13 protein-coding genes are annotated in these 18,251 nt (G+C 72.7%); 11 read left to right on the top strand and 2 right to left on the bottom strand.

The window, feature by feature from the left end; genetic code table 11:
• The first annotated feature begins 86 nt into the window (after window positions 1–86).
• The 7 genes from AC07B0_RS31255 to galE all read left to right on the top strand — a co-directional run bounded on the left by AC07B0_RS31255 (window position 87) and on the right by galE (window position 10,361).
• Window positions 87–866, top strand: a complete 780-nt coding sequence (locus tag AC07B0_RS31255; RefSeq protein ID WP_356873964.1) for a TIGR03936 family radical SAM-associated protein — start codon at window positions 87–89, stop codon at window positions 864–866.
• Between the two features lie 234 nt (window positions 867–1,100).
• Window positions 1,101–5,147, top strand: a complete 4,047-nt coding sequence (locus tag AC07B0_RS31260) for an Rne/Rng family ribonuclease (RefSeq protein ID WP_469380760.1) — start codon at window positions 1,101–1,103, stop codon at window positions 5,145–5,147.
• A gap of 282 nt (window positions 5,148–5,429) precedes the next feature.
• The gene (gene rplU / locus AC07B0_RS31265) at window positions 5,430–5,750 is read left to right on the top strand and encodes a 50S ribosomal protein L21 (protein WP_030159347.1); all 321 of its coding nucleotides are present in this window, start codon (window positions 5,430–5,432) and stop codon (window positions 5,748–5,750) included.
• A 13-nt stretch (window positions 5,751–5,763) separates the two neighbouring features.
• Window positions 5,764–6,018: a 50S ribosomal protein L27 gene (gene rpmA, locus AC07B0_RS31270; RefSeq protein WP_030013081.1), complete on the top strand. Its 255-nt coding sequence runs from the start codon at window positions 5,764–5,766 to the stop codon at window positions 6,016–6,018.
• A gap of 169 nt (window positions 6,019–6,187) precedes the next feature.
• Window positions 6,188–7,633, top strand: a complete 1,446-nt coding sequence (gene obgE / locus AC07B0_RS31275) for a GTPase ObgE (RefSeq protein WP_356873969.1) — start codon at window positions 6,188–6,190, stop codon at window positions 7,631–7,633.
• A 57-nt stretch (window positions 7,634–7,690) separates the two neighbouring features.
• Window positions 7,691–9,328: a glycosyltransferase family 2 protein gene (locus tag AC07B0_RS31280; protein WP_469380764.1), complete on the top strand. Its 1,638-nt coding sequence runs from the start codon at window positions 7,691–7,693 to the stop codon at window positions 9,326–9,328.
• Between the two features lie 16 nt (window positions 9,329–9,344).
• Window positions 9,345–10,361 carry a UDP-glucose 4-epimerase GalE gene (galE, locus tag AC07B0_RS31285; RefSeq protein ID WP_478899437.1) on the top strand — a complete coding sequence of 339 codons (1,017 nt, stop codon included), beginning with the start codon at window positions 9,345–9,347 and terminating at the stop codon, window positions 10,359–10,361.
• Window positions 10,362–10,433: 72 nt separating this feature from the next.
• Here galE and AC07B0_RS31290 read toward each other — a convergent pair whose 3' ends face one another.
• On the bottom strand, window positions 10,434–11,615 hold the full coding sequence (locus AC07B0_RS31290; RefSeq protein WP_478899438.1) for a glycosyltransferase: 1,182 nt from the start codon (window positions 11,613–11,615) through the stop codon (window positions 10,434–10,436).
• Entirely contained in the window at window positions 11,612–14,482 is a 2,871-nt protein-coding gene (locus AC07B0_RS31295) for a bifunctional glycosyltransferase/CDP-glycerol:glycerophosphate glycerophosphotransferase (protein WP_469380767.1), read from the bottom strand. Before AC07B0_RS31295 ends, AC07B0_RS31290 begins: the two co-directional genes overlap by 4 nt.
• 158 nt (window positions 14,483–14,640) lie before the next feature.
• Here AC07B0_RS31295 and AC07B0_RS31300 point away from each other — a divergent pair, with 158 nt between their 5' ends.
• The 4 genes from AC07B0_RS31300 to AC07B0_RS31315 all read left to right on the top strand — a co-directional run bounded on the left by AC07B0_RS31300 (window position 14,641) and on the right by AC07B0_RS31315 (window position 17,808).
• Complete coding sequence (locus AC07B0_RS31300) at window positions 14,641–15,615, top strand: glycosyltransferase family 2 protein (RefSeq protein ID WP_356873979.1); 975 nt, start codon at window positions 14,641–14,643, stop codon at window positions 15,613–15,615.
• Window positions 15,615–16,043, top strand: a complete 429-nt coding sequence (locus AC07B0_RS31305; RefSeq protein WP_356873981.1) for a GtrA family protein — start codon at window positions 15,615–15,617, stop codon at window positions 16,041–16,043. Before AC07B0_RS31300 ends, AC07B0_RS31305 begins: the two co-directional genes overlap by 1 nt.
• Window positions 16,044–16,161: 118 nt before the next feature.
• Window positions 16,162–17,289 carry a glutamate 5-kinase gene (proB, locus tag AC07B0_RS31310; RefSeq protein WP_356873983.1) on the top strand — a complete coding sequence of 376 codons (1,128 nt, stop codon included), beginning with the start codon at window positions 16,162–16,164 and terminating at the stop codon, window positions 17,287–17,289.
• An 84-nt stretch (window positions 17,290–17,373) separates the two neighbouring features.
• A complete protein-coding gene (locus AC07B0_RS31315; RefSeq protein WP_356873985.1) occupies window positions 17,374–17,808 on the top strand; it encodes a hypothetical protein in 435 nt (144 codons plus the stop codon).
• Window positions 17,809–18,251: the final 443 nt, after the last annotated feature.

The raw sequence follows: 18,251 nt of genomic DNA on the forward strand, positions 1-18,251 counted from the left end.
GGGCGACGTGCGAGCCGCGACGCCCCGCACAAGGAGAAGAACCACTGGGCAAGCGACAGCCCGAAGGCCCGCCTCCCGCACCGGTGGTGCAGCGCATCCGACTGCGCTACACCAAGCGTGGCCGCCTCCGGTTCACCAGCCACCGAGACTTCCAGCGCGCCTTCGAGCGGGCCCTGCGCCGCGCCGAGGTGCCCATGGCGTACTCGGCGGGCTTCACCCCGCACCCCCGGGTCTCGTACGCGAACGCCGCCCCGACCGGGACGGGCAGCGAGGCCGAGTACCTGGAGATCGCCCTCGCCGCGGCCCGCGACCCCGAGAAGCTCCGCGAGCTGCTCGACGAGTCGATGCCCGTCGGCCTGGACATCACCGAAGCCGTCGAGGCCCGTACGTCGGGGCTCGCGGACCGGCTGACCGCGTCCGTGTGGGAGCTGCGCCTGGAGGGCGTGGAGCCCGCGGAGGCCGAGCGGGCCGTGACGGCGTTCCTCGCCGCCGAGACCGTGGAGGTGCAGCGACGTACCAAGAACGGCATGCGAACCTTCGACACCCGATCCGCGGTGGTCACTCTCGAAGCACTTCCGGCTCCGGCTGATAGGCCGCTGGACAATGCCTGTGCGATACTGCGGCTGGTTGTTCGGCATTTGACACCTGCCGTGCGACCCGACGACGTCCTGTCCGGTCTCCACGCTGTGGCCGACCTGGCGCCGCCGGTCCCCGCAGCGGTGACCAGGCTGGCGCAGGGGCTCTTCGACGAGGAGTCCGGCACGGTGACCGACCCGCTCGCGCCCGACCGCGAGGCCGTCACGGCCGCCCCACCCACGGCCGCCGTAACGGCCGACGCGAAGGCGCCGGAAGGTCCCGCCGCGTAGGGATCGTCGTCGTCGCGCCGCCCTGGCACTCGGGAGCCACCTGGGTCGGGCAGCGCACTGACCTGAAGACTTCCGCCAGGCCGTACGGACAACACGTACGGAACCGGCGGCCATGGACTACAGCTCCCGTGTGGCGAACGCGCCCCGGAGGCCGGCTCCGCGCTCATTACGCGGGGCCGTGCCGGACCGGACGTCAGCCGCGGCGCCCGGGAGCGTGACGGGAGAACCGCCCGCATGCCCCACACCGAAAACGAGAACACCCCCGCCGCCGAGAACGGCAGCCCCAGCGACAACCTGCCCCCGCGCAGGCGTCGCCGCGCCGCTTCCCGGCCCGCCGGCCCGCCCGGCGGCGTCGCCGCCGCCCCCGAAACGCCCGTCGCCGCGGCCCCCGCGCCGGTGACCGAGGAGCCCGCCGCCGCTCCGGCGCCGCGTGCCCGTCGCCGTGCCACCCGCGCCGTGACCGCCCCGGCCGCCGTCGAGGCCGTCGCCGAGACCGCTCCGGTCGCGGCCCCCGCGGTCGAGGAGGAGGCTCCGGCCGCTCCCGCCCCGCGTGCCCGTCGCCGGGCCACCCGCGCCGTCGCCGCCCCGGAGGCGCCCGCCGCCGAGTCCGTGGTGGAGGCCGTACCGGTCGCCGCCCCGGTCGTGGCGGAGGAGCCTGCTGCGGCTCCGGCGCCGCGTGCCCGTCGTCGTGCCACCCGCGCCGTGACCGCCCCGGCCGCCGTGGAGGCGTCTGCCGCCGAGTCCGTGGTGGAGGCCGCTCCGGTCGCCGCCCCGGTGGTGGCGGAGGAGCCTGCTGCGGCTCCGGCTCCGCGTGCCCGTCGTCGTGCGACCCGTGCCGTGGCGGCTCCGGCTGCCGTGGAGGCGTCTGCCGCCGAGTCCGTGGTGGAGGCCGCCCCGGCCGCCGCTCCGGTCGTGGAGGAGGAGCCTGCCGCGGCTCCCGCTCCGCGTGCCCGTCGTCGTGCCACCCGCGCCGTGACCGCCCCGGCCGCCGTCGAGGCGCCCGCCGCCGAGGAGGCCCCGGCGGCCGCGCAGGAGGCCCCCAGGGCCGCCCGCTCCGTCACCGTCGCCGACGCCGTCGACTCCCCGAAGCGCGGCGGCCGCCGCCGCGCCACCCGGGCCACCGCCCCGGCCGCCCCCGCGCAGCCCGTGGCCGCGGCCGCCGAGCCCGAGGCGCCCGCCGCCCCGGCGCCGAACCGTGCCGCCCGCCGCGCCGCGCGTCCCGCCGTGGCCGTCTTCCAGGCCCCGGTCTTCGCCGAGCCGATGTTCCAGACCCCGGAGACCGCGGCCATGGCCGCCGCGGCCGCCGCCGCCTCCCAGGCCGAAGAGGCCGAGGAGGAAGAGGACGAGCTGGAGGCCGAGGTACAGGCCCCGGCCCCCGCCCCCGTCGAGCAGCCGTCCGGCCGTCGCCGCCGTCGCCGTGGCGCGGCCGCCGAGCCGGTCGCCGCGCCCGTCGCCGCGCCCGCCCCCACCGCCCCCGTGTCGCTGGCCGACGTAGAGCTGGTGGACGAGGAGCAGGAGCCGGAGGCCTCCGACCTGGACGAGGACGAGGCCGACGAGTCGGGCGAGCGTCCCTCGCGCCGTCGCCGTCGTGGTGGCCGTCGCCGTCGCCGCGGTGAGGCCGCCGACCTCGACGAGTCCGCCGAGGAAGAGACCGAGTCCGCCGAAGAGGCGGAAGAGGACGAGGCCGACGAGGCCGAGGAGGCCGAGCTCGGTTCCTCCTCCAGCCGTCGCCGCCGTCGCCGTCGTCGCCGCAGTGGTGACGGCGCCGCCGACGCCGACGCGGCCGACGAGGACGGCGTACGCACCGTCGTCAAGGTCCGCGAGCCCCGTCCGGCCCGCGAGCGCAGCGAGTCCACCTCCTCCGACGAGGTCCAGTCCATCAAGGGCTCGACCCGCCTGGAGGCGAAGAAGCAGCGCCGCCGCGAAGGCCGCGAGCAGGGCCGCCGCCGCGTCCCGATCATCACCGAGGCCGAGTTCCTGGCCCGCCGCGAGGCCGTCGAGCGCGTCATGGTCGTCCGCCAGGCCGGCGAGCGCACCCAGATCGGCGTCCTCGAGGACAACGTGCTCGTCGAGCACTACGTCAACAAGGAAGAAGCCACCTCGTACGTCGGCAACGTCTACCTGGGCAAGGTCCAGAACGTGCTGCCGTCCATGGAGGCCGCGTTCATCGACATCGGCAAGGGCCGCAACGCCGTCCTGTACGCCGGTGAGGTCAACTTCGAGGCGCTCGGCATGGCCAACGGGCCGCGCCGCATCGAGTCCGCCCTCAAGTCCGGCCAGTCGGTCCTGGTACAGGTCACCAAGGACCCGATCGGCCACAAGGGCGCCCGCCTGACCAGCCAGGTCTCGCTGCCCGGCCGCTACCTGGTCTACGTGCCCGAGGGCTCGATGACCGGCATCAGCCGCAAGCTGCCCGACACCGAGCGCGCGCGCCTGAAGACCATCCTCAAGAAGATCGTCCCCGAGGACGCGGGCGTCATCGTGCGCACCGCCGCCGAGGGTGCCAGCGAGGACGAGCTGCGCCGCGACGTCGAGCGTCTGCAGGCCCAGTGGGAGGACATCCAGAAGAAGTCGAAGCAGATCTCGACCTCTTCGCCGAGCCTGCTGTACGGCGAGCCGGACATGACCGTCCGCGTCGTCCGCGACATCTTCAACGAGGACTTCTCGAAGGTCATCGTCAGCGGTGACAGCGCCTGGGAGACCATCCACGGCTACGTGAACCACGTGGCCCCGGACCTGGCCGACCGGCTCTCGCGCTGGACCTCCGAGGTCGACGTCTTCGCGACGTACCGGATCGACGAGCAGCTCGCCAAGGCGCTCGACCGCAAGGTGTGGCTGCCCTCGGGCGGTTCCCTCGTGATCGACAAGACCGAGGCGATGATCGTCATCGACGTCAACACCGGCAAGTTCACCGGTCAGGGCGGCAACCTCGAGGAGACCGTCACCAGGAACAACCTGGAGGCGGCCGAGGAGATCGTGCGCCAGTTGCGGCTGCGCGACCTCGGCGGCATCGTCGTCATCGACTTCATCGACATGGTCCTGGAGTCCAACCGCGACCTGGTCCTGCGGCGCATGCTGGAGTGCCTGGGCCGCGACCGGACCAAGCACCAGGTGGCCGAGGTCACCTCGCTGGGCCTGGTCCAGATGACCCGCAAGCGGGTGGGCCAGGGGCTGCTGGAGTCCTTCTCCGAGACCTGCGTCCACTGCAACGGCCGCGGTGTCATCGTGCACATGGAGACCCCGACCGTGGTCGGCGGCGGTGGCAACGGCAAGCGTTCCAAGCGCCGTGGCGGCCGTGGCCTGGAGCACGACCACGAGGCCGAGGCGATCGAGACCGTCGAGACCGACGTGTTCGAGGCCGACGCGGAGACCGAGGCCGAGGTGGCCGCCGAGGCCGCCGCGCCGCGGGCCCTGCCGGAGCCGGAGTTCGTCGCCGACGAGGAGCTGTACAGCAGCCCCGCCGAGGCGGAGGCGGCCGCCGGTGTCAGCGGCCGGCGCAACCGTCGCCGTGCCACCCGCAAGGCGACCGCTCCGGCGGGCGCCCCGCGCGGTGCGGTGCGGGCCGCCGAGGCCCCGGCGGCCCCGGTCGCCGAGGACGAGCCGGTCCTGGAGCCCGCCGACACGGTCCTGGAGCCGGCCCCCGAGGCCGCCCCGGTGCCGGAGGCCGTGGAAGCGGCTCCGGCCGCCCCCGAGGCCCCCGTCGAGGAGGCCGCGCCGAAGGGCCGGACCCGTCGCCGTGCGACCCGTAAGGCGACCGCTCCGGCGGGCGCCCCGGCCACCGAGGCGGCCGCGCCGGCCGTCGTCGAGCCGGAGCCCGTCGCCCCGGTCGCGGCCGAGGCCGCGGAAGCCGTGGCCGAGGAGGCCCCGGCGGTCGCCCCGGCCGAGCCGGTCGCGGAGCCCGAGCCCGTGGTGGAGGCCGCTCCGGCCCGTCCGCGCCGCCGTGCCACCCGCAAGGCCACCGCACCCGCCGGTTCGCCGGCGGGAGCGGCGGAGGCGGCCGTGGTGGTCGTCGAGGCCGCCCCGGTGGAGTCCGAGCCGGCCCCGGCCGAGCCCGAGGCCGCGGCCGAGCCCGAGGTCCCCGCCAAGAAGGCCGCCCGCAAGGCTCCGGCCAAGAAGGCGGCGACCACGGCGAAGAAGGCCCCGGCCAAGAAGGCGGCGGCCGCGAAGAAGACCGTCGCGAAGAAGACGACGGTCAAGAAGACCGTGGCGAAGAGGGCGACGAAGAAGACCGCGGCGGCGGAGCAGACGCTCCCGTCCGTCTCGGCTCCCACCGAAGCCTGACCCGTACCGACGGCCGTGGGCCCCGCCGAGAGGCGGGGCCCACGGCCGTGCGGGGCCCGGTTTGACCCCCCGGAACCAGCCCCGTAACCTAGACCGTCGGCGTGTCTTGAACGATTACCGTTCAACGTGCGTCGCGCTCCTGAGCACCTTCCTCCCGCATCGTCCGCGCAAGCGGCCGGGTCACGGGAGAGGCCGCTCGTCCAATTCCGGATCACCGTGGGCCCCGGCCCGCGTGAGCGGCTGGCTTCAGGAGCATCCGTCCCGAGTGAGAGAGAGATCCGCGTGTACGCCATCGTGCGCAGCGGTGGTCGCCAGCACAAGGTTGCTGTCGGCGACATCGTTGAGGTTGACAAGATTTCCACTGCCAAGGTTGGCGACACGGTCGAGCTCTCGACCCTGCTCGTTGTCGACGGCGACGCCGTGACCAGCGACCCGTGGGTGCTGGCCGGGATCAAGGTTCAGGCCGAGATCGTGGACCACCACAAGGGCGCCAAGATCGACATCCTGCGCTACAAGAACAAGACCGGCTACCGCCGTCGCCAGGGTCACCGCCAGCAGTACACGGCGATCAAGGTCACCGGTATCCCCACGGCTGCGAAGTAAGAGGGACTGAGACATGGCACACAAGAAGGGCGCATCGTCCACCCGGAACGGGCGCGATTCCAATGCTCAGCGGCTCGGCGTGAAGCGCTTCGGCGGTCAGGTCGTCTCCGCTGGTGAGATCCTCGTCCGCCAGCGCGGCACCCACTTCCACCCGGGTTCGGGTGTGGGCCGTGGCGGCGACGACACGCTGTTCGCGCTGCAGGCCGGTTCGGTCGAGTTCGGCACGCACCGTGGCCGCAAGGTCGTCAACATCGTTCCGGCCGCCTGATCCAGCTTCCTGCTGATCAAGGCGTACTGAACTCCCCGAGGGCGGATCTCAGCTCTTCCCGGCGCAGGCCGGGAAGAGAGGTCCGCCCTCGGCGCGTTGTCACATAGACACGTTTAATGGGCAGCAAGGCCTGCCCGGGACATTCCCGCATGTATCTGGAGGAACAACCATGACCACCTTCGTGGACCGCGTCGAGCTGCACGTCGCCGCGGGTAACGGGGGCCACGGCTGCGCCTCCGTTCACCGGGAGAAGTTCAAGCCGCTCGGCGGCCCCGACGGCGGAAACGGCGGCCGTGGCGGCGACGTGATCCTGGTCGTCGAGCAGGCGATCACCACCCTGCTGGACTACCACCACAGCCCCCACCGCAAGGCCACCAACGGCAAGCCCGGCGAGGGCGGCAACCGCTCCGGCAAGGACGGCCAGGACCTGGTCCTGCCCGTACCGGACGGCACCGTCGTCCTCGACAAGGAGGGCAACGTCCTCGCCGACCTCGTCGGCCAGGGCACCACCTACGTCGCCGCCGAGGGCGGCCGCGGCGGCCTCGGCAACGCCGCGCTCTCCTCGGCCCGCCGCAAGGCCCCCGGCTTCGCGCTCCTCGGCGTCCCCGGCACCACCGGCGACATCGTCCTGGAGCTCAAGACCGTCGCCGACGTGGCGCTGGTCGGCTTCCCGAGCGCCGGCAAGTCCTCGCTGATCTCGGTCCTCTCCTCGGCCAAGCCGAAGATCGCGGACTACCCCTTCACCACCCTGGTCCCGAACCTGGGCGTGGTCACCGCCGGCTCGACCGTCTACACCATCGCCGACGTCCCGGGCCTGATCCCCGGCGCCAGCCAGGGCCGCGGCCTCGGCCTGGAGTTCCTGCGCCACGTCGAGCGCTGCTCGGTGCTCGTGCACGTGCTGGACACCGCCACCCTGGAGTCGGACCGCGACCCGATCGCGGACCTCGACGTCATCGAGGAGGAGCTCCGGCTCTACGGCGGCGGCCTGGAGAAGCGCCCGCGCCTCGTCGTCCTGAACAAGGTCGACATCCCGGACGGCCAGGAGCTCGCCGACATGGTCCGCCCGGACCTGGAGGCCCGCGGCTACAAGGTCTTCGAGGTCTCCGCGGTCGCCCGTACGGGCCTCAAGGAGCTCTCGTACTTCCTGGCCGAGGTCATCGCCAAGGCCCGCTCCCGCAAGCCGAAGGAGGAGGCGACCCGCATCGTCATCCGCCCGAAGGCCGTGGACGACTCCGGCTTCACCGTCGCCTACGACGAGGTCGAGGACGTCTACCAGGTGCGCGGCGAGAAGCCCGAACGCTGGGTGCGCCAGACCGACTTCAACAACGACGAGGCCGTCGGCTACCTCGCGGACCGCCTCAGCCGCCTCGGTGTCGAGGACGCGCTGAAGAAGGCCGGTGCCCGTGCGGGTGACGGCGTCGCCATCGGCTCCGACGAGAACGCCGTCGTCTTCGACTGGGAGCCGACCATGATGGCCGGCGCCGAGATGCTGGGCCGCCGCGGCGAGGACCACCGCATGGACGCCCCGCGCCCGGCCACCCAGCGCCGCAAGGAGAAGGACGCCAAGCGCGGCGACTCCGCGCAGCAGGAGTACGACGAGTTCCGCCCGTTCTGATCCGGGTGGCCCGGGGACTTGAAGCCGGCCTTATGCCGTTCGCCTAGGATCCTGCGGGTGAACAGCAGCAATTCCGGCAGTGACGCCACCACGGACCCCGCCGTCTCCGTGGTGGTGATCGCGTACAACGACGCCGCGCTCGTGGGCGAGGCCGTTTCCTCGGCCCTCGCCCAGGGCCCGGTGGTCGCCGAGGTCATCGCCGTCGACGACGCCTCCTCGGACGGGACCGGGCGGGTGCTGGACGAACTGGCCGCCGCCCACCCCCGGCTGAAGGTCGTGCACCGCACGGAGAACAGCGGGGGCTGCGGCACCCCGCGCAACGACGGGATCGCGGCCGCGAGCTCCCGGTACGTCCTCTTCCTCGACAGCGACGACGTCCTGCCGCCCGGCGCCGCCGCGGCCCTGCTGGCGGCCGCCGAGGAGCACCGCGCGCCGGTCACCGTCGGCGCGTGCGTGCGCCGCGAGCTGCCCGAGGGCCGCGACGTGCCGTGGATGCCCGGCCTCCACACGCCGGGCGAGGTCATCGAACGGCCCGCCGACCGGCCCGAACTGGTCCGCGACACGCTCTGCGTCAACAAGCTGTACGAGCGGGCCTTCCTCGACGAGCACGGCATCCGCTTCCCCGACGGCCGCTTCGTCTACGAGGACTTCCTCTTCACCGCCCGCGTCCTGGCCGCCGCCCCCCGCATCGCCGTCATCGGCGACCTCGTCTACGTGTGGCACGTGCGCCGCAGCGCCGCCCAGAAGTCGATCTCGCTGGCCCGCGCGGACGTGGGCAACTGGCGCTCCCGCGTCGAGGCCCACCGCGCGGCATCCGCGGCCCTCGCCGGCGCCTCCCCGGAGCTGGGCCGCGCCTGCCAGGCCAAGTTCCTCGACTACGACCTGCGCATGTACCTGCGCGAGCTCGGCAAGGACCCCGGCTACCGCTCCGCCTGGTGGACCCTGACCCGCGACTACGTGGCCGGCTTCGCCGACGCCGACATCCGGGCCGCCCCCGCCCGCGCCCGGTGGATCGCGCGGGTCCTGCTCGCCACCGAGGCCCCGCCGGCCGACGTCGAACGGCTGGCCGGCCTCGCCGCCGAGCCGCCCCGGCTGCCGCCCCCGTACGCCGCGGACCCGGACGGGCTGCCCGTGTGGAGCGCGGAGCTGCCCGTCCCGCTCGACGGCCTGGACGCCCTGCCCGTCGCGGAACTGCCCGTCACCGTCGACGCGGAACCCGCCGGGAGCGGCGCCGTCCGCGTCCGCGTCCGCGACCTGTACGGCCGCCTCGCCGGTGCGGGGCCGCAGACGGTACGGCTGACCTTCCACCCCCGCACCGGTACGGAGCCCGTCCAGGGGCACCCCGTGGAGCTGGAGCCCGCCGCCGACGGTGACGGCTGGACCGCCGTGGTCCCCTTCAAGGTCGCCGCGCTGGCGGCCCTCGGGCGCCGCCGGGGACTGCGCGGCCTGCAGGCCTGGGACGTCCGGGCCGGCGTGCGGTGCGCCGACGGGAGCTCCCTGATCACCTCCCTGCGCCCCCTGGGCGGACTGCTCCGCCGCCGCGCCCTGCCCAGCAGCCGGTACGGTGTTCTGCTGGCGCAGCCCTACCGGACGGCGGCCGGAGCCCTGGCCCTGCGCCTCGCGCCCGGCGCCGGGGGCGCCCTGACCTTCGTACGCAACCGCCTCGACCGCGCCCGCACGCGCCGGTCACGCTAGAGCTCGGGAGATACGCATGACATTTCTGATCACCGGTGGCGCCGGATACATCGGCGCGCACGTCGTTCGCGCGATGCTGCGGGCCGGGGAAGAGGTCGTGGTTCTCGACGACCTCTCCACGGGCAACGAGGACCGCGTCCCGGAGGGCGTCGGCCTGGTCGTCGGCTCGGTCCTGGACCGGCTGGTGCTCGACGACACGCTGCGCCGCCACCACATCACGGGCGTCGTGCACCTGGCGGGCAAGAAGCAGGTCGGCGAGTCCGTGGAGAAGCCGCTGTACTACTACCGCGAGAACGTGCAGGGCCTGACGGTGCTGCTCGAAGCCGTGGCCGAGGCCGGCATCCGCAACTTCCTCTTCTCCTCCTCCGCCTCCGTGTACGGGATGCCCGACGTGGACTCGGTCACCGAGGAGACCCCCTGCCGCCCGCTGAGCCCGTACGGCGAGACCAAGCTGGCCGGCGAGTGGCTGGTCCGCGCCGCCGGCAAGGCCCACGGCATCTCCACCGCCTGTCTGCGCTACTTCAACGTGGCGGGGGCGGCCGCCCCCGAGCTCGCGGACACCGGGGTCTTCAACCTGGTCCCGATGGTCTTCGAGCGCTACGACGCCGGTGAGGGTGCGCGGATCTTCGGCGACGACTACCCGACGCCGGACGGCACCTGCATCCGCGACTACATCCACGTCGAGGACCTCGCGGAGGCCCACGTGGTGGCCGCGCGCCGGCTCGCCGAATGGGGCGCGGCGGGGGAGTACAAGGACCTCACCGTCAACATCGGCCGGGGCGAGGGCGTCTCCGTCAAGGAGATGGTGGAGCTGCTCAACGAGGGCACCGGGCACACCTACGCGCCGGTCGTGACCCCGCGCCGGCCCGGCGACCCGGCGAAGGTCGTGGCCTCGGCCGACCTGATCGCCGCCGAGCTGGGCTGGAAGGCACGGCACGACGTCCGCGAGATGATCACCTCGGCCTGGGCGGGCTGGGAGGCGAACAGGGCGGGCGCCCACCGGGACCCGCACAAGGACGTCCGCACGGTCTGACCGTCCGCCGCACACGAAGCCGCCCGCCCCGGAACGCGTCCGGGGCGGGCGGCTTCGTAGGGGCCCGGAGGCTCAGCGCTCCAGGAACGCGAACAGGGCTTCCCACCGGTCGGCGATCTCACCGCTGGAGTAGCGGCGCACGTTGCGGAAACCGGCGTCGCCGAGCCGGTCGCGCAGCGCGGCGTCCGACATCAGCGCGTCCAGGTGCTGGGCGAGTTCCATCGTGTTGCCGAGGCGGGCCAGCAGGCCGTCCTCGCCGTGGTCCACGATCTCCCGCACGCCCGGCGCGCAGTCGAACGCGGCGACCGGCAGGCCCGCCGCCATCGCCTCCAGCAGGGTGATCGGGAAGCCCTCGGCGCGCGAGGCCTGGGCGAAGACCGAGGCGTCCCGCAGTGCGCCCAGCACGTCGTCGGTGCTGCCCATCCACTCCACGGAGTCGTCGAGCCCGAGCGAGGAGCAGTGCGCCCGCAGGGCGTCCTCCTCGACACCGGCCCCGTAGATCCGCAGGGTCCAGTCGGGGTGGTGCGGGGCGGCGTCCGCCCACGCGTCGAGCAGCAGGTCCATGCCCTTCTCGAAGGCGAGGCGGCCGACGCTCGCGACGACCTTCGCGGTGCGCGGGGCGGGGGAGCCGGGCATGAACGGCAGCGGGTTCGGCATGCTGTCGACGTTCTCCATGCCGGCCCGGATCCACAGGTCGGCGTCCTCCGGCGTCAGCACCAGCAGCCGGTCGACCTCCGCGTAGTTGCGGCGGACCCGCTCTCCCCGGGTCGACTTCTGGCTGGCCTCGAAGGACTCGTGGCTCATGCCGATCACCGAGAGCCCCTTGGTGTCGGCGAGGGCCACCCACTCCATCGCCCAGACCTGCGTGACGATGACCACGGCGCCGGGCCGGGCCGCGCGGAAGAGCCCGCTCAGCGTCTCCGCCTTCTCCCGCATCCCCGCCCGCCGGGCCGCCTGGCGGCGGCGCTCGGGGGCGTTGAGCCGGCCCTTGAGGCCCTGTAGGCGGCGCGCCTTCGGCGGGTGGGTGTCGTAGAGCGTCGTCGTCGCGTACGGGAGGCCGGCGGGCAGCTTCTGCCGGATCTCGTCGGCGACGGGGGCGATGCCGACGATGTGGACCCGGTGACCGCGGTCGGTGAACAGCCGGGCCATCTGGTGCGACCAGGTGGTCACCCCGCCGAGCTCGTCCACGCTGTTGGAGACGAGGAAGACGTCGCGGCCGCCCGGTGCCGTGGTCGCGCCTGGCTGCTGGCTCACTTGCCGCTCCTGGTGAAGAACTTCTCGACGATCCGACGGGCGGCGTCCCCGCGGTCGTACTCGCCGAACTCGGTGAGGAAACGCTGGCGGGCCTCGGCGTACTTGGCGTCCGCCTCGTCGAACGCGGCGACGGCCTGCATCAGCTCGTCCGCCGTGCCGACGACCGGGCCCGGAGCCTTCTCCTTCAGGTCGAAGTACGTGCCGCGGATGTCCGTGCGGTACGCGTCGTAGTCGTACGCGAAGAACAGCATCGGCCGGTCCAGTACCGCGTAGTCGAACATCACGGACGAGTAGTCGGTGATCAGCCCGTCGGCGAGGGCCAGCAGCGGCGTCACGTCGTGGTGCCGGGACACGTCGACGACCCGGCCCGCGACCGACGGCGGCAGCGAGACGCTGTTGAGGTAGTGCGTGCGCACCAGCAGCGTGAAGCGGTCCCCGAGCCGGTCGGCGAACTCCTCCACGTCGAAGGGGAACTCGAAGTTCTCCACCGTGCCGTCCGCGTTCGCCCGGAAGGTCGGCGCGTACAGCAGCACCTTCTTGTCCGGGTCGATGCCCAGCTCGGCGGCGAGCGGCCCGCGGACCCGCTCCCCGCTCTGCGCCTCGGCGCGGTGCGCCTCGACCAGCGCGTCGTTGCGCGGGTAGCCGGTGCGCAGCAGTACCTCGTCGCGCAGCCGGAAGCCCTTGGCGAGGGTGCGGGTGTCGTGCTCGGAGCGGATCAGGAAGTGGTCGAAGCGGTCGACGGCCGCCTGGAAACGGTCCTGTCCGGCCTTGCCCTGCGCCTTGGTGCGCGGTTCGTGGAAGCCCATCCGCTTCAGCGCGGAGCCGTGCCACGTCTGGATGTACGTGGTCCCCGGGCGCTTGGCCAGCGCCAGCGGGAAGCCCTGGTTGTCGACCCAGTACTCGGCCTGCGCGAGCGCGCGCAGGTACGGCCAGCTCCAGCGCCGCACCAGGGTGGCCTCCTTGGGGAAGCCGGTGGGCTTGCCGCCCGCGTACGACCAGATCGCCTCGAAGGGCGCGCCCTGGCGGACCAGCTCCTCGTAGATGGCCCGGGGGCTGTCGCTGTACTGCTTGCCCATGTGGCTCTCGAAGACGACCGTGCCCTTCTTGACGGGCAGCTTCGAGAAGACCTCGTGGTAGACCTTCACCTTCTGCTCGCCCGAGCCGAGGTTGCGGCGGGCCTTCAGCGCGCGGCGCAGGCCGCGCTTGACGACTCCGGCGGCCTTGCCGTGCATGGCGCTGCTGATCAGCGTCTGGGTGCGGACGGCGGCGGGACCCTCGGCGGTCAGGACGTAGGAGAGGTTGCCCTTCTTGGTCATCTCCGGCTCGAAGCGGTCGGAGACCAGCCGGGTCAGGCGGGGGCGTACGCGCAGCCGGGCGGCCGAGTCCAGGTCGACGCCGCCGACGGAGACGCGGGTGGTCATCCGGTCGGCGCCCGCCGTCAGCTTCAGGCGGACGTCCCAGACGGCGTCGATGATGCCGAGCGGGCGGACGGTGCTGCCGATGTCGGCCGTGGTGGACCACTCGATCGTGTCACCGGCGTGGCGCACGGTTGCCACCGGGAAGCTGAAGGAGCGCACCCCGATCTGGCGGCGGGCCCGGAATTCGAGCGTCGCCTTCAGCTCGGTACCGGGCTCGATGCGGCCCAGGGGGTTCACGACGGAGCCGGACAGGGTGACCGTGCCGCGTCCGTCGTCCTCGTACGAGGACAGCCGGTTGCCGAGGGACAGCGAGGCGAGCGGGGTGGTGTGGAAGCCCTGCTCGGTGACGTCCAGTATGCGGCGGCCCTCGGCGTCGTCGAGGTGCCGCGCACACCAGTAGACACGGCCGTCGCGCTCCGCGAGCGGGGAGGACAGCCGGCCCTTGTTGGTCATGGCGTCGGCGGCGGGCAGGAGGTTGTCCCAGTCCTCCTTGCCCAGCAGGTAGGCGCAGATGGCCTGGAGGTGGGTGACGTTCTCGTACGCGGCCGGGTCGATGCCCGCGAGGTAGCCGTTCGCGAGCCGGGCGAACTGCTGGCGGTAGGCGTCGCCGAGGAGCGGCAGGTCGCGCAGGTGCAGCACCAGGTCGTGCTTGAGGAACTTGGCGTCCTTCGCGGACTTGATCGCGGTGTGGCCCTTGGAGGCCAGCAGCTCGTCGACGCGGCGGTGGATCTCCATCCGGTGGACGAAGTTCGCGATCTCGTGCCGCCGGTTGCTGATCGACTTCGCCGAGGCCTTCTCGACCACGTTCCAGAAGTAGACGCGGTTGGGGATCAGGGTGATCCGGCGGGCGGCCACGTAGGCCTGCGCGGAGAACAGCAGGTCCTCGTAGTGGATGCCGACCGGGAACTCCAGGCCCTGCTCCAGCAGGAACGCGCGCCGGTAGCACTTGTTCGTGGAGAGGGTGTCGTAGACCAGCAGGTCCGGGTACTCGGTGATCGACTCCAGCGTGCGGGTCCGCGCGTAGATCCACGGGTACCACTCGGTGGTCTTGTTCCACCGGTTGTCGAGGTGCACGCGCACGCACAGGCCCGACACCAGGTCGGAGCCGGTCCGCTCGGCGGCGGCCAGCATGTTCCGGCAGGCGTTGCGCTCCAGCACGTCGTCACTGTCCAGGAACATGACGTACGTGCCCGTGGCCTGCTTGATGCCGTGGTTGCGGGGCGCGCCGCAGCCGCCGCTGTTCTCGGGCAGCTGGAAGGCGCGCACCCGTCCCGGGTGCGCCGCTTCGAGCTCCTTGGCGACCGAGAACGACCCGTCCTTGCTGCAGTCGTCCACGATCACGACTTCGACCCCGCGCAGGGTCTGGTCCAAAACCGACTGGACGGCTGTCGGCAGACGCTCTGCGTCGTTGTAGACGATGACGACCACGGAGACGTCAGGCACGTGCACCTCGATCCCTTCGTTCCATTCCGCTTATCCCGTCAAAGCTACCGTGTGCCGCACGCGACTCGGGCAGGCCGGCCACCGGCGTGCATACTTCTAAGGAAGAGGTGAGTGGCGGGTCCGGTCGCCGACAATCACCCGTTCGGACCCAGCAGGAAGTGCTCATGACCAAGCTGTCGGTAGTTGTCCCTTGCTACAACGAAGAAGCGGTGATCGACAGCTTCGACGTGGAGATCCGCCGGGTCCTGGACGCCCTGCCCGTCGAGTACGAGGTCTGCTACGTCGACGACGGCAGTCGGGACGGCACCCTCGGAAAGCTCCGCAAGATCGCCTCCGAACACGCGGACCGGACGCGGTACGTCTCCTTCAGCCGGAACTTCGGCAAGGAGGCCGGCATGCTCGCCGGGCTGCGCGAGGCCACCGGCGACGCCGTCGTCATCATGGACGCGGACCTCCAGCACCCGCCGGAGCTGATCGCCACCATGCTGGAGCACTACCGGCAGGGCCACGACCAGATCATCGCCCGCCGCACCCGCGAGGGCGACAAGAAGCTCCGCTCGGCCCTCAGCCGCCTCTACTACCGGGGCGTCAACCGCTGGGTCGACGTCGAGCTCGCCGACGGCGTCGGAGACTTCCGCATGCTGTCCCGGCCGGCCGTGGACGCCCTCCTCGCGCTGCCCGAGTACAACCGCTTCTCCAAGGGCCTCTTCTCCTGGATCGGCTTCGACACCGTCCACTTCGACTACCGCAACGCCCAGCGCGAGGCCGGCGAGACGAAGTGGAAGTTCGGTTCCCTGCTGAACTACGGCATGGACGGGCTGATCTCCTTCAACAACCGCCCGCTGCGGATCGGGATCTGGCTCGGCGTGTCGCTGGTCGGCCTGACCGGCCTGTACGCCCTGTGGATCACCATCATGGCGATCACCAACGGCATCGACTCCCCGGGCTACGTCACCATTGTCGCGATGATCGCCGGAATCGGAGGCGTCCAGATGATCATGCTGGGCCTGATCGGCGAGTACATCGGACGCATCTACTACGAGACCAAGCGCCGCCCCCACTTCCTCGTCAAGGAAGCGCACGGCGCCGAAGGAGTGCCCGGAGTGTCCGACGCAGTGATCGCGGAGCGCAGCCGCTGATGACCAAGAAGGACCAGCTCGGCCAGATATTCCGGTTCGCCCTGGTGGGCGGCGTCAACACCGGCACCTTCTTCGCCCTGTACCTGCTGCTCCACCCGTGGATGCCGTACTTCGCCGCCTACACCCTGGCCTTCGTGCTGTCGATGATCGGGTCGTTCTTCATGAACACCTACTTCACCTACCGCACCCGGCCCACCTGGAAGAAGTTCCTGCTCTTCCCGCTGACGAACGTCACCAACTACGTGATCCAGTCCGTCGGCCTCTACGCCCTGGTCACCTGGGCCGGCCTCGACACCCGGATCGCACCGCTCGTCGCCGCCGTCGTCGCCATCCCCTTCACCTTCCTGCTGTCCCGCAAGATCCTCGTCCCCGGCGCGGCCGCCGGGGCGGCGGAGCCCGAACCGCAGCCGTCGTCGTCCAGGGTCTGAAACCGCCGGGCGGTCCAGGGTCTGAAACCGCCGAGCGCGCGCTCCCGGCCACCCCGTAGATTGAGGAGGTCCGGCCGGATCTCCGGCCGGCCGGTCGGCAAGGGGCAAGGGGAAAGACGTGTCAGCGGCAAGGCAGGGCGTGCGGGACGCCCGCAGGATCGTGGTCAAGGTCGGCTCCTCCTCCCTGACCACCGCGGCGGGCGGACTCGACGCCGACCGGGTGGACGCACTGGTCGACGTACTGGCCAAGGCCCGCAGCGGCGGCGAGAAGGAGATCGTCCTCGTCTCCTCCGGAGCCATCGCCGCCGGACTCTCACCCCTCGGACTGCGCCGCCGCCCCAAGGACCTCGCCCGGCAGCAGGCCGCCGCCAGCGTCGGCCAGGGCCTGCTCGTCGCCCGGTACACCGCCTCCTTCGCCCGCTACGGCATCCGCGTCGGCCAGGTCCTGCTCACCACCGACGACACCAGCCGCCGCGCGCACTACCGCAACGCCTACCGGACCCTGGACCAGCTGCTGGCCATGGGCGCGCTGCCCGTCGTCAACGAGAACGACACCGTCGCCACGGACGAGATCCGCTTCGGTGACAACGACCGGCTGGCCGCCCTCGTCGCCCACCTGGTCCGCGCCGACCTGCTGGTGCTCCTCTCCGACGTCGACGGCCTCTACGACGGCGACCCCTCGCAGCCCGGCACCACCCGCATCGACGAGGTCCACGGACCGCAGGACATCGCCCACGTCTCCATCGGCAGCGCCGGGAAGGCCGGGGTCGGCACCGGCGGCATGGTCACCAAGGTCGAAGCCGCCCGCATCGCCGCGGCCGCGGGCATCCCCGTCGTCCTGACCTCCGCCAGCCAGGCCGCCGACGCCCTGTCCGGCGGCCCGACCGGCACGCACTTCCACGCCACCGGCCGCCGCTCCGCCGACCGGCTCCTGTGGCTCCAGCACGCCTCGACCCCGCAGGGCCACCTCGTCCTGGACGACGGCGCGGTCCGCGCCGTCACCGAACGCGGCAGCTCCCTGCTGCCCGCCGGGATCGCCGCCGTCGAGGGCGAGTTCGTCGCCGGGGACCCCGTGGAACTGCGCTCCGCCGACGGCCGCGCCGTCGCCAGGGGACTGGTCAACTTCGACGCCAAGGAACTCCCGCAGCTCCTCGGCCGCTCCACCCGCGAGCTTGCCCGGGAGCTCGGACCCGCGTACGAGCGGGAGGTCGTACACCGTGACGATCTGGTGCTGCTCCAGGGCTGAGGTTCGGCAAAACCGCCGCGCGGGGGGCCGGGGACTGGTCAACTGTGAGGGGCGGACACGCGTAGCGCAGACAGGAGGCGGCTGGTGAGACGAGCGCTGACCAGCGTCGGCACCGGGGACGGCCACGGGCAGGGGACCGGGCACGGAAACGGGGACGACGGCCGCGGGGACCGGGACGAGTCCCGTCTGTGGCACATCACCCTGAGCGTCTCCGGCAAGCCCGCGCCCCTCTCGGAGGTCCGGCGCGGGCTGGAACAGCTCGCGCACGACCACCCCTTCCTGCTGACCAGCCGGTACGCCGACGACCACGCGGAGATCCGGTACTGGGAAGAGGCCCGCGACCTCCACGACGCGGCGGCCGTCGCCCTGCGGCTCTGGGGCGAACACCGCTCCTCCGCGCAGCTGCCGCCGTGGGAGATCGTCGGCCTGGAGGTCATCGACCGCGCCACCTACCACCAACGCGTGGCAGAGGGCTACGGCCCACCCCCGGCCCACCCGGTAGGAGTACACCCGTACTAACCTCCAGGCGAGCCCGGCCCCCGGCAGGGGTCACCCCACGCGGCGCTCATCCCGAGCGGGGCCCCAGCCCCCCGGGCGCCCGGCGCGGGTGGGCGAAACCCAGCCCCCCGCGGGCCAGCCCGCGCGGCGCTGGGCCCGTGCGGGGGAAACCCGGCCGGCCGGGCCAGCCGGCGGGGCCAGCCCGCGCGCCTGCTCGGCCCGTGCGGGGAAACCCAGCCCGCCGGGCGTTCGGCGCTGACAGGGGACCCGGCAGGCCGGGTCAGGCCGCGCGGCGCTGGGCCGTGCGGGGGAAACCCGGCCGGCCGGGCCAGCCCGCGGGGCGCTCGGCGCGGGCGTGGGTCCAGCCCGCCGGGGCGTTCGGCGCGGTCAGGGGAAATCCAGCCTCGCCGGCGTTTGAGGCGCGGGGTCCGGGGCGGAGCCCCGGAAGGGTCTGGGGCGAAGCC

Source organism: Streptomyces sp. NPDC044704, from assembly GCF_056433525.1.